Source organism: Pseudomonas khavaziana, assembly GCF_019145205.1.
Taxonomy (GTDB): Bacteria; Pseudomonadota; Gammaproteobacteria; order Pseudomonadales; family Pseudomonadaceae; genus Aquipseudomonas; species Aquipseudomonas khavaziana.
In genome coordinates this window covers 222909-234793 of sequence record NZ_JAHSTT010000009.1, presented here as the reverse complement: position 1 = coordinate 234793, position 11885 = coordinate 222909, and the positions used below count along the sequence as shown (strand labels likewise).

Genomic DNA, 11885 nt, shown 5'->3' with positions numbered 1-11885 from the left:
TCAACCAGGGCTGTAACCAAAAAAACCATCTGCAATCCCTCGCGCTGTTGATCAGGCGAGGGACTTTGCAGAGGTTTTAAGGGCGGGGGAGTAGAGCTTATCCGGCGCTTGCGTGGGACGTTTCGGCAACTGCGTCGCGCAGCACCAGGCTGCACAGCGCCGGCAGGAACAACAGCGTCAGCACCGTGCCCACCAACACCCCGCCAATCAACACATAGGCCAGGGACGACCAGAACACCGACAGTGTCAGCGGAATAAACGCCAGCGCCGCCGCCAGTGCGGTGAGGATCACCGGTCGCGCTCGACGTACCGTGGCTTCGATGATTGCCTCGCGAATCGCCATGCCGTGGTCCTGGTTCTGGCGAATCTGGTCGGTGAAGATCAGCGTGTTGCGCATCAGGATGCCGCCGATGCCGATCAAGCCCAGGATCGCATTAAACCCAAACGGCTGGTTGAACAGCAGCAAGGTCGGCACCGCGCCGATCAGGCCCAGGGGCGCGGTGGCGAAGACCATCAACATGACGCCGAAGGAGCGCACCTGGAACATGATCACCGTGAGCGTCAGCAGGATCATGATCGGGAACAACGCCGCCAGCGCCACGTTGGCCTTGGCGCTTTCTTCCACCGGGCCGCCGATGTCGATGTGGTAACCGGTAGGCAGCTTGGCGATCAGGGGTTGCAGGTCTTTGTACACGGCCATTTCCACATCGGGCGGTTGTACCCCATCGATGATGTCGGCGCGCACCTCCACTGTGGTTGCACGGTTACGGCGCTTGAGGATCGGCTCTTCCATCACCGCCTGGAAATGCCCGACCTGGGCCAGCGGCACCGACGTACCGGCGCTGTTGGTCAGGGTCATGTTGTTGAGGTTGGCGAGGTCTTCGCGCTGGCTGCCTTGGGCGCGGGCCACCACGGATACGGTGCGGTTGCCTTCGCGCACTTCGGTGATCGGGTTGCCGCTGAGCAGGGCGTTGAGCTGGGATTTGACCTCATCGGGGGTGAAGCCGAGCAAGCGCAGGCGATCCTGGTCCAGCACCAGGCGATAACCGCTGGTGCGCTCGCCCCATTCGAGGAAGGTGTCACGGGTCAGCCGATTGGCGGCCACCACTTGGCGCACTTGCTCGGACAGCCCGCGCAACTCGTCCAGGTTCGGCCCGGACACACGGAACACTACGGGAAACGGCACAGGCGGGCCGAACACCAATTGGGTGACACGCACCCGCGCCGCTGGAAACTCACCCGCCGCGATGCGCTCGCGCATGCGCACTTTCAATGCGTCACGGGCGTGGGAGTCCGGGGTTTGCACGATCAACTTGGCGAATGCCGGGTCAGGCATTTCCGGGTTCAGCGACAGGAAAAACCGCGGTGCGCCGCCGCCTACATAGGTGTCGACCATGCTGGTCTGCGGCTCTTGCAGCAGGGCTTTCTCCACCTGCGCCGCCACCGCCTCAGTGCTTTTGAAGGCGCTGCCGGGCGGCATATACACTTCCAGAATCAGCTCCGAACGGTCGGAATCGGGGAAGAACTGTTTCTTCACCACCGCCATACCCAGCCCGCACAGCACAAACGCGGCCACCACCAGCCCGGTCACCAACCAACGCCCGCGCACGCAGGCCTCTACCAGACGCCGAAGTTTCTGATAGTAGCGCCCGGCATAAATCGCATCATGCCCACCGGGCACAGGCTTGATCTGCGGTAACAGCTTCACGCCCAGATAGGGCGTGAACACCACCGCCACCAACCACGATGAAATCAATGCAAAGCCGACGATCCAGAAGATATTCCCGGCGTACTCGCCTGCACCGGAGCGCGCAAACCCCACGGGTAAAAAACCGATGATCGTCACCAACGTACCGGTCAGCATGGGCGCAGCCGTGGAGCTCCAGGCATAGGTCGCCGCATGGATACGATCAAAGCCTTCTTCGAGTTTCACCACCATCATCTCGATGGCAATGATCGCGTCATCCACCAGCAAACCCAGGGAAATGATCAGCGCGCCGAGGGTGACGCGGTCGAATTCGCGCCCGGTGACCAGCATGATCACGAATACGATCGACAGCGTCAGCGGCACGGCTGCCGCCACCACCAGGCCCACGCGAAAGCCCAGGGCCAGCAGGCTGATCAGCATCACCACAGCCAGGGCGACGAAGAACTTGAGCATGAACTCATTCACCGCCAGGCTGATGTTTTTCGCCTGGTCGGAGACCTTGACGAAGTTCACGCCCAGGGGCAGGTCGGCGCGGATTTTGGTTTCCTGGGCCTGCAGGCTCTGGTCCAGCTCCAGGCCGTTCCAGTGTTTCTCCATGATCACCCCGAGCATCAACGCCGGGTCGCCCTGATGGCGGATGCGGTAGCTGGGCGGGTCCTCATAACCGCGGCTGACGCTGGCCACATCGGCAATGCGCAGCACCCGGCCATTGACTTGCAGGGGCACGTTTTCAATCAGTGCCAGGCTGTCGAAGGCACCGTCGATACGGATATACGCACGGGCACCGGCGGTCTCGACAAAGCCTGAGGGCGCCACCGCGTTTTGCGCGGCGAGGGCGGCGAAAATCTGCTCGGGCTTGATGCCCAGGGTCGCCAGACGTTCATAGGAAAACTCGACAAACACCCGCTGGGCCTGCTCGCCAAGAATATTGACCTTTTTCACCCCCGGCAGGTTGAGCAAACCCTGGCGCAGGGCCTCGGCCATTTGCACTTGCTGGCGATGGGGCAGGTGCTCGGCTTCCAGGGCGTACAGCGCAAAATACACATCAGAGTATTCATCGTTGAAAAACGGGCCGATTACGCCTTTGGGCAATTGCGCGGCTTCGTCACTGAGCTTCTTGCGGGTCTGGTAGAACAGTGCCTGGATTTCGCTCGGGCGCGTGGATTCGAGAAAGGTCATGCGCATCGACACAAAACCCGGCTGGGCGATGGTCTCGACGCGGTCGTAGTAGTCCAGTTCCTGCAGGCGTTTTTCCAGGCGGTCGGCCACCTGTTCCTGCATCTCCTGGGCCGTAGCACCGGGCCAGGCGGCGGTGATGGTCATGACCTTGACGGTAAACGAGGGGTCTTCGGCGCGCCCCAGTTTGCCGAACGCGAACATTCCGGCGACCAGGATTGCAATAAGCAAGAACAGCGTCACTGCGCGGTGTTTGACCGCCAGTTCAGAGAGGTTGAGCCCGCGCATGGTTATTGGTCCTGCTTGCGGTTGAGGGTCAGGGCCTGGGCGGGCAGCAAGCGTACCTTGTCACCGCTGTGCAGCAGGTGCGCACCCAGGGCGACGATGGTTTGCCCCGCTGTCACGCCGCTGTCGAGCAAGGCGTCTTCCTGGCCGAGGCGGGCGACTTTCACCGGCGCGAAGGTCAGTGTGTTGTCATCGCCGATCAGCCACACGCCGGGGCCTTGGCCTGCGTCCTGCAATGCGCCAATCGGCACGCGGGTTTGCGCGGCCTGGCCGTTGCCTTGCAGGCGTACGGTGATGGTGGAACCGAGCGCGAAACGCTCGACGGCGCCGTGCAACACATAGCGGGCGCGGTAGGTGCGGGTGATGGGGTCGGCGCTGGCGGACAGCTCGCGCAGGCTTGCGGCCACGGCCTGGTCGGGGGCGCCGAAGGGAAAGGCCAGGGCTTTTTGCGCGGCCAGGCCGCGCTGGTTTTCCGGCAGGTTGACGATGGCTTCACGGGCGCCGTCGTGGGCCAGGCGCGCGACGATTTGCCCTTCGGCCACCACTTGGCCGCGATCGGCTCGCACGTCGGTGATGATGCCGTCGCCGTCGGCCTTGAGCACCGAGTAGGTGCGGCGGTTTTCGATCTGGCTGGCATCCGATTGCGCCGCGGCCAGTTCCGCCTCGGCAACACGCAGGTTGGTGGCCGACTGGTCGAAGATTTGTCGTGACACTGCGCCGGTACTGGCCAGGCGCTGGTAGCGGTTTTCATCGTCGCGGCGTTGGCGCAGCTGGGCCTGGGCGGCGTTGACGCGATTCTTGGCCGAGCGCAGCGCCAGTTCGAAGTCGCCGATGTCCAGCACCAGCAAGGTATCGCCACGGGCAACGCGCTGGCCGGGGTCGACCTTGCGCTCAATCACCTTGCCACTGACCCGGAAGCCCAGGTCGCTTTCGGTGCGGGCAGCGACCACACCGGTATATGCGCTTTGCTGGGTGCCGGCGGCTTCAACGGTGGCCGCCAATACGGGACGTGGCTGCGGCGCTTGAGCGGCGTTGTCAGCTTGGCTGTGGCAGCCACCGAGCACCATCAACAGGGCCAGGGGCGTGAGAAGACGCAGGGGGAGAGGGGGCATGGCGGGCTCCAGGGGGTAACCATCGGGCAAAAAATTATGGACATAATTTTTTACGCATATTATGGTCGAAATATAAATTAATCCAGCCCCCGGATAATCCCCATGGCAATCGCCCCGGCACCTTCACGCAGCTTGTTGTTATTACTGGTTGCCCTCACAGCCTTGGGTGAAGTCTCGACCCAGTTGATCATTCCGGGCCTGGGCGCCATCGAGCAGGCGCTGGCGGCGCCGGTGGGCTCGGCACTGCTGGCGCTGTCGGCGTTTGTCGGTGCCTTTGGCCTGGGGCAGTTGCTGTTCGGGCCGCTGTCGGACCGTATCGGCCGACGCCCGGTATTGATCGCCGGCCTGGCGTTGTATGTGCTGGCCACGCTATCGATGCTGCTGGTCAGCGATATCCAGCAATTTATCCTCGCCCGCGTGTTCCAGGGCCTGGGCGCCTGCGCCGCGTTGGTGTTGGCCCGCACGGTGGTGCGGGATGTGTGGAAAGCCGAGGCGGGCCCGGCCCTGGCGCTGACCATGATCGGCATGCTGTATGCCATCGTCGTTGCGCCGATGCTTGGCGGCCTGTTGATCAAGCTACTGGGTTGGCGCGCACCGATCAGCCTGGCGTTGGTGATCGGCAGCCTGGTGCTGGTGCTGGCGCTGCTGTTCTTTCGCGAGAGCAACCACCACCTCGATCCCAAGGCCGCGCACTGGCGTACCCTCGGCGGGCAATACCTGGACTTGCTCAAGGGCCGCCAGTACCGGGCCTATGCCGTGGCCCTGGCCTGCACCTACGGCGCGATGTTTGCGGTGATCGCCGGTTCCTCGGCGGTGTTTATCAACCTGCTGGGGTTCAGCAGCCTGGAGTACGGCCTCAACTTCGGGTTGATCGTGTCGATGCTGATCGTGGGTTCCACCTATACCCGGCGTAATATCCAACGCCTGGGGCCGCAGCGGATTGTGGCGATGGGCGTGACAATGGTCGCGCTCGGCGGGGTGGCAGCGCTGGTGATTTACGCACTGTTCGGGCTGTCGGTGGTGGGGCTGGACGTGCCCATTGCCCTGGTCACCCTCGGCGGTGGCCTGGTGTTGCCAGGCGCAGTTACCGGCGCGGTGATGCCCAACGCACATCGTGCCGGTTTGGCGGCGGGGCTGATGGGGTTCGCGCAGATGTTCGGTGCCACCTGCAGCGGTTTGCTGTTGAGCCAGCTGCGCGATGGCAGTGCTGCACCGATGGTGATGATTCAAGCCGGGTTTGCGCTGTCAGCCTTTATTGCATTCCAGCTGTTGCGTCAGCGTCAGGTTAAAGCATTGTCCTATACATAGAACGATCAGGGCCGGTTTTGCCGTCTAGTGCTCAGGGATGAGGCGATTTATTGTGTACCCACTTTGGAGGTACACATGAAAAAGCTGATTGGTATCTACACCAGCCCTCGCGCCCACTGGGTCGGCGATGGCTTCCCGGTACGCACTTTGTTTTCCTACGACACCATGGGCAAGCACATCAGCCCATTCCTGTTGCTGGACCACGCCGGGCCGGCCGAATTCACGCCCACCGAACAGCGCCGTGGCGTCGGTCAACACCCGCATCGCGGCTTTGAAACCGTGACTATCGTGTACGACGGCGAAGTCGAGCACCGCGATTCCACCGGTGCCGGCGGCAAGATCGGCCCCGGCGATGTGCAATGGATGACCGCGGCCAAGGGCATTCTCCACGAGGAGTTCCACTCCCAGGATTTCGCCCGTCGCGGCGGGGCGCTGGAAATGGTGCAACTGTGGGTCAACCTGCCGGCCAAGGACAAAATGGCCGATGCCGGCTACCAGACCATCGTCGATGGCGATATTCCGGTGCTGCCACTGGCGAACGACGCTGGCAACCTGCGCCTGATCGCTGGTGAATTCGCTGGTGCTCATGGCCCGGCCCATACCTTCACGCCGATTGACGTGTGGGACTTGCGCCTCAATGCCAATAAGGCGGTCACATTGGACCTGCACGCCGGGCGTAATACGGCGCTGGTGATCCTCAGTGGCACTGTGCTGGTCAATGGCGAGGAAGTTGCGCGCCAAGGGCAGCTGGCGCTGTTCGAGCGTGACGGTGACCAGCTCACCCTGGAGTCGAATGACGACGCCAAGGTGTTGCTCCTCAGCGGCGAACCCATCGACGAGCCCATCGTCGGCCACGGTCCGTTCGTGATGAACACCGAGCAGGAGATCCACCAGGCGTTCGCCGATTTCCAGTCGGGCAAGTTCGGGCAGATGCACGCCTGAATGCCGGGTAGGTTTAAATAACCCTTGTGGGCGGGGGCTTGCCCTCTCTCACATTTTTTCCTGCGCTATACCCGTCTTATCGATTTCATGCGATCTTCTCGGCATTCGCCCTGGAGTCGCCTGGATGCCCTCATTTATCGCTGATCACCCGATGCTGTGCGCCGTGGCGTTGATCTTTATCGACATCGCCGTGTGGCGTCTCATCTCCGCCGACCTGGCCAACTGGAAACTCGCCGCGCGGTTGGTGATTTTCGCGGTATTCAGTGTCGTGTTGTTCAACGACGGCATGAACCCCATGCAAACGGCGCCCTATGCCGACGACACCACCTTGCACCTGGCCGCCACGGCGTTGCAGATCGGCTGGTGGTTGTTCGCCGCACGCACCCTGACGGTATTGCTCGGCGCGGTGATGATGCAGCGGGTCGGGCATACCGGGCGCTTGCTGCAGGACCTGATGGGCGCGGTGATCTTCCTGATCGCGATCATCGCCGCCATGGCCTATGTGCTCGACCTGCCGGTCAAGGGCGTGCTGGCCACTTCCGGTGCGGTAGCGATCATTGTCGGCCTGGCGTTGCAAAGCACTCTGAGCGACGTGTTTTCGGGGATCGTCCTCAATACCACCAAGCCTTACCAGATCGATGACTGGATCTCCATCGACGGCACCGAAGGCCGTGTCACCGACATCGACTGGCGCGCCACGCGGTTGCAAACCTCCCAGGGCAGCCTGGCGGTAATCCCCAACTCCCTGGCGGCCAAGGCCAAGATCATCAACTTCTCGCGCCCAGCGGATATGTTCGGCCTGGCGGTGAGCCTGCAAGTCAGCCCCCATGCACGCCCGCAAACCGTGATCGAGGCCCTGGAGCGGGCAATGCAGGGCTGCCGGCCGTTGCTGGCCCAACCGGCCCCGAGCGTGGCGTTCAAAGCCTCGACCAGTGGCGGTGTGGAATATGAAATCAGCGGCTTCGTACCGGCCATGGGGCTCAAGCGCGAAACCCGCAACCTGCTTTACGATTTGGCCTACCGTCACTTGCAGGCGGCGGGCGTGGGCCTGTTGTCTGCCACCGAGGGCAGCACGCCGCCAGCGGTGTCCGGCGCCCGGGCGTTGCTTGAACGCTCGTCGATTTTCTCCACCCTGCGTCAGGAAGAAAAAGACACCTTCAGCCAGAACATGACCCTGCACACCTACCGCGCCGGCGAGATGATCCTGGCGGCGGGGGAGGTCAGCGATCACTTGTTCATCATCGAATCCGGGGTGGTCTCGGTGCTGTTGGTCAAGGACGGGCACACGTTCGAGGCCGGGCGCATGGGGCCGGGGGAGGTGATCGGCGAATCCGGCGTGCTGTCGGAACAGGCAGCGCTGGCGGATTTTTCCGCCAAGACCTACTGCACGCTTTATCGCATCGAAAATGAATACCTCAAGCCCTGCCTGGACGCACGGCATGACATCGGCGAAGCCATGAAGGCGCTGCTGGACTTCCGTCGGCATGCCGCCCAGGCCCTGACCGAAGACGCGCCCGTGGTGCCGGTGAAGAAGGGTTTCCTGCAATGGCTGCGCAAGCGTGGCCTGTAGATTGGTCACCTGTTCTTCGCCCGGATTGGCTATTCCTCCAGGACGCCTTGGTGACTAACCTGCTCACCAATCCCAACGTTCTGGAGCTACACCATGCAAACCCGTACTGATTTCTACACCGCTTCCCCCGACGCCATGAAAGCCATGCTTGCCCTGGAAGCGGCGGTCGGCAAACTCTCCATCGAGTTGCCGCTGCTCGAACTGGTGCGCCTGCGCGTCTCGCAGATCAACGGCTGCGCGTTCTGCCTGGACATGCACACCGCCGACGCCCGCAAGGGTGGCGAAACCGAGCGGCGTTTGTACACCGTGTCGGCCTGGCGCGAGACCCCCTTCTTCACCCCGCGTGAACGCGCTGCCCTGGCCTGGGCTGAAAGCCTGACCCTGCTGAGCCAGACCCACGCCCCGGATGAAGACTTCAATGCCCTGGCCGCCGAGTTCAGCCCGCAGGAACAAGTCGACCTGAGCGTGGCCATCGCCACCATCAACAGCTGGAACCGCCTGGCGGTGGGCTTTCGCAAGATGCCCAAGTAATTTCTGTAGGGCGGGTGAATCAGAAATTTACCGATGCACTCAAGCGCGCCGTCAACGGCGCGCCCTGGAACAGGTAGTCATCGCCCATGTACTCGCCCGCGTCGCGCCAGTAGCGCTTGTCGAACAGGTTGTCGACGCTCAGGCGAAACACCGTTTCATACCCATCGACCTTGGTGGTGTAGCGGCTGCCGAGATTGACAACTGCATAGTCGCCCACCTCCACAGTGCCATTGCGGTTGGCCGACTTCTTGGCGCTGTATTGCACGCCGCCCAGCACCGCCAGCCCATTGACCCACGGCAACGCATAGTCGGCGTACAGGCTGGCGCGCAGCTTGGGCACGTTGATCGCCTGGTGGCCTTCATAGTCCGGGGTGCCGCTGCCGTTCACCCGTGCGCGGATGGCCGCCACGCTGGTTGCGATTTGCAGGCGCTCGGTAGCCCAGCCGTTGGCGGACAGTTCCAGGCCGGTGTTTTTCTGCTGGCCCTGTTGTACGTAGGTAAAGTTGCCCGCGCCATCCGGCTTGGAATACTGGTAGGCCTGGCGTGTCTGGAACACCGCGGCGGCGAAGCTGATGCGGCGCCAATCGTACTTCACCCCGGCTTCGATCTGCCGTGAAGTGGTGGGCGCCAGGGTGTCGCTGCTGTTGGTGGCGAACCACGGCGCAGTGCCGCCCAGGGACAGGCCCTTGCTGTAGCTGGTGTAGAGCGAGATGTTCTCAATCGGCTTATAGATCAGCGAGGCCTGGGGCAGGAATACATACTGCTGGGTATGCCGTGACTCAGTGCCGTTCCTGTCGAAAGCCTTTTCGTCCAGGCGCACTTCACGCCCACCCAGAATGGTTTGCCATTGCTCATTGAAGCGAATTCGGTCGGTGACGAACAACCCGTACTGGCGGCTGTCGAGGTTGCGATGGCTATCATTGAGCGGCTTGTCGGTGGGTGGGAAGCTCGGCGCATCCTGATGGATATTGCCGCTGCCGATGTATTCATTGACCGAGTCGCGCTTGTCGATCACCCGGCGAAACGCGCTGGTGCCGAAGGTCAACTCATGGCCCAGACCGACGGTGTCGAACAGCCCGGTCATGGCCGCCTGGACTTCATCATCACGGCGGGTGTCGTCGGGGCTGCGGTAGTCGTAGATGTCGTAGTCGCCTTCGGGGCTGAAGGTGTTGGCGTTGCAGTTGCTGACGTAATAACAGCCCCAGGCAAACGAACTGTAGTCATCAATCACCACCTTGCTACGCGCCGCGCTGATATTGCCTTTCCACAGGTCGCTGAAACGGTACTCGAACTTGCCGTTGAGGTTCAGTGAATCGATCCCCACCTGCTTGCCGCCGCTCTGGTGCCCCAGCAGTTTCTTTGGCGAGGCGTCGTGGGGCACTTCGGTGCCACCCAGCAGTTGGTAACCCGGCACCGAGCGCTGTTGCTTGTTCTGGTATTCGGCATCCAGTTGCAGCAGGGCGTCGGGGCTGATGTTCCAGTCCAAGGCCAGGGACACAAAATCGCGCTGGCCATTGGCGTGTTCCACATAGGAATTGAGGTCTTCATGGGCGACGTTGGCGCGCAGGCCCAATTGCTGCTCGCTGCCAAACCAGCCACCGACGTCCGTGGCGATATAGCCGCTGCCGCGATCATCGGTAGAGACGGTTACCGAGCGTACATCCTCGGGGCGCTTGGTCACATAGTTGATCACGCCGCTGGGCTCGGAAATGCCGCTCTGCAACCCGGCCAGGCCCTTGAGCACTTCCACCTGCTGCTTGTTTTCCAGGGCGACATTCTGCTCGCCAGTGATGGTACGCCCGTTGATCTTGTAGCTGCTGGCCGCATTCAGCGAGAAGCCACGCACCACGAAGTTTTCGTAATAGCCGATGGGGGCATAGCTGTCGCCCACCGACGCATCGTTGCGCAGCACTTCACTGAGCAGGCGCGCTTGCTGGTCCTTGATCAGGGCGGCGTTGATCACCGTGATCGAGGCCGGCGTGTCCAGCAACGGTGCTTCATCGAAACCGCCCACCGAGGCAGTTTCGTTACGGTAGCCGGATTCATCCTGCCCCTGGACCTTGACCGTCGGCAGTTCAATCTCCGCGGCCAGGCTGCTGCCGATGCCGCCGCTGAGCAGCAGTCCGAGAGCCAAACGTGTACTGACGACGGGACGAAAACGCAAAACCATGGGGCAGGGCCTTATAGCGCGGGGCGGGGGCGCATAAGCTAGGCATAACGGCCAGCTTTTACAAGCGTTCGGTATGCGGGCGTGCGCTGAGACGCTGCGTCTCAACCCCTACGCCAAACCCCTTGCGCCTCGACAGCCCCTGCGGGCATCTGCGATAGACAAGGCTTTCTCAATCGTTGCAGGAGATTGTCATGAGTATTGCTGGAAAAGTCGCGCTGGTGACCGGCGCCGGGCAGGGCATTGGCCGGGCCATCGCCCTGCGCCTGGCACAGGACGGTGCCGACATCGCCCTGGTGGACATCAATGGCGCCAAGCTTGAAGCCGTGGCCGCAGAAGTGCTGGCCCTGGGGCGCAAGGCCTCGGTGTTTATCGCCGACGTGTCCAAGCGTGATCAGGTAGCAGCGGCGGTCGAGCATGCGCACCAGACCCTTGGCGGTTTCGACATCATCGTCAACAACGCCGGGGTCGCGCAGATCGACTCGCTGCTGGACGTCAGCCCGGAACAGGTCGAGCGCACCCTCGGAATCAACGTGCAAGGCGTGCTGTGGGGTATCCAGGCCGCCGCCAAGAAATTCAAGGCGCTCAAGCAAAAGGGCAAGATCATCAATGCCTGCTCTATTGCCGGCCATGAAGGCTTTGCGCTGCTGGGCGTGTACTCGGCCACCAAGTTCGCCGTGCGTGCCCTGACCCAGGCGGCGGCCAAGGAACTGGCAAGCGCCGGGATCACGGTCAATGCCTACTGCCCTGGTGTGGTGGGCACCGATATGTGGGTGGAGATCGACAAGCGCATGGCCGAGATTACCGGGGCCGAAGTGGGGGCGACCTACAAGAAGTACGTGGACGGGATAGCCTTGGGCCGTGCGCAAACGCCGGAGGATGTGGCGGGGTTGGTTGCCTACCTGGCCGGGCCGGATGCGGACTACATGACCGGGCAAGCGCCGTTGATCGACGGTGGCCTTGTCTACCGCTGACCTCTCAAGGCCTGCTCGGTCAAATGTGGGAGGGGGCTCGCCGTAATGCCAGTCAGTTAAGGCTTTTTTGTAGGAGCGAGCTTGCTCGCGAAAAACTTACAGGCGCCGCGTT

General features: G+C 62.4%; 8 protein-coding genes. 5 read left to right on the top strand and 3 right to left on the bottom strand.

Annotation, left to right across the window (positions count from 1 at the left end):
* Positions 1–97: 97 nt before the first annotated feature.
* Both KVH01_RS21640 and KVH01_RS21635 read right to left on the bottom strand, forming a co-directional pair.
* Positions 98–3172: an efflux RND transporter permease subunit gene (locus KVH01_RS21640; protein ID WP_217882839.1), complete on the bottom strand. Its 3075-nt coding sequence runs from the start codon at positions 3170–3172 to the stop codon at positions 98–100.
* 2 nt (positions 3173–3174) lie between these two features.
* Positions 3175–4281 (bottom strand): efflux RND transporter periplasmic adaptor subunit, encoded by a 1107-nt coding sequence (locus KVH01_RS21635; protein WP_217882838.1) that lies wholly within the window; start codon positions 4279–4281, stop codon positions 3175–3177.
* A gap of 102 nt (positions 4282–4383) precedes the next feature.
* On the opposite strand from KVH01_RS21635, the gene KVH01_RS21630 reads away from it, so the two are divergent.
* From KVH01_RS21630 to KVH01_RS21615, 4 genes are all read left to right on the top strand, one after another.
* The gene (locus KVH01_RS21630) at positions 4384–5589 is read left to right on the top strand and encodes a Bcr/CflA family efflux MFS transporter (RefSeq protein ID WP_217882837.1); all 1206 of its coding nucleotides are present in this window, start codon (positions 4384–4386) and stop codon (positions 5587–5589) included.
* A gap of 75 nt (positions 5590–5664) precedes the next feature.
* Entirely contained in the window at positions 5665–6531 is an 867-nt protein-coding gene (locus KVH01_RS21625) for a pirin family protein (RefSeq protein ID WP_217882836.1), read from the top strand.
* A 124-nt stretch (positions 6532–6655) separates the two neighbouring features.
* Complete coding sequence (locus KVH01_RS21620) at positions 6656–8101, top strand: mechanosensitive ion channel family protein (RefSeq protein ID WP_124378300.1); 1446 nt, start codon at positions 6656–6658, stop codon at positions 8099–8101.
* A gap of 93 nt (positions 8102–8194) precedes the next feature.
* Positions 8195–8632: a carboxymuconolactone decarboxylase family protein gene (locus tag KVH01_RS21615; protein WP_057014381.1), complete on the top strand. Its 438-nt coding sequence runs from the start codon at positions 8195–8197 to the stop codon at positions 8630–8632.
* 19 nt (positions 8633–8651) lie between these two features.
* Here the strand turns inward: KVH01_RS21615 and KVH01_RS21610 are convergent, their stop codons facing one another.
* Complete coding sequence (locus KVH01_RS21610) at positions 8652–10802, bottom strand: TonB-dependent siderophore receptor (protein WP_217882835.1); 2151 nt, start codon at positions 10800–10802, stop codon at positions 8652–8654.
* Positions 10803–10993: 191 nt separating this feature from the next.
* On the opposite strand from KVH01_RS21610, the gene KVH01_RS21605 reads away from it, so the two are divergent.
* Positions 10994–11773, top strand: a complete 780-nt coding sequence (locus KVH01_RS21605) for an acetoin reductase (RefSeq protein WP_217882834.1) — start codon at positions 10994–10996, stop codon at positions 11771–11773.
* The last annotated feature ends 112 nt before the right edge of the window (positions 11774–11885 follow it).

What these genes read in the sequence shown, in the direction of transcription:
- KVH01_RS21640 (WP_217882839.1), bottom strand. Translation starts at nt 3,172, where the DNA reads ATGCGCGGGCTCAACCTCTCTGAACTGGCGGTCAAACACCGCGCAGTG.
- KVH01_RS21635 (WP_217882838.1), bottom strand. Translation starts at nt 4,281, where the DNA reads ATGCCCCCTCTCCCCCTGCGTCTTCTCACGCCCCTGGCCCTGTTGATG.
- KVH01_RS21630 (WP_217882837.1), top strand. Translation starts at nt 4,384, where the DNA reads ATGGCAATCGCCCCGGCACCTTCACGCAGCTTGTTGTTATTACTGGTT.
- KVH01_RS21625 (WP_217882836.1), top strand. Translation starts at nt 5,665, where the DNA reads ATGAAAAAGCTGATTGGTATCTACACCAGCCCTCGCGCCCACTGGGTC.
- KVH01_RS21620 (WP_124378300.1), top strand. Translation starts at nt 6,656, where the DNA reads ATGCCCTCATTTATCGCTGATCACCCGATGCTGTGCGCCGTGGCGTTG.
- KVH01_RS21615 (WP_057014381.1), top strand. Translation starts at nt 8,195, where the DNA reads ATGCAAACCCGTACTGATTTCTACACCGCTTCCCCCGACGCCATGAAA.
- KVH01_RS21610 (WP_217882835.1), bottom strand. Translation starts at nt 10,802, where the DNA reads ATGGTTTTGCGTTTTCGTCCCGTCGTCAGTACACGTTTGGCTCTCGGA.
- KVH01_RS21605 (WP_217882834.1), top strand. Translation starts at nt 10,994, where the DNA reads ATGAGTATTGCTGGAAAAGTCGCGCTGGTGACCGGCGCCGGGCAGGGC.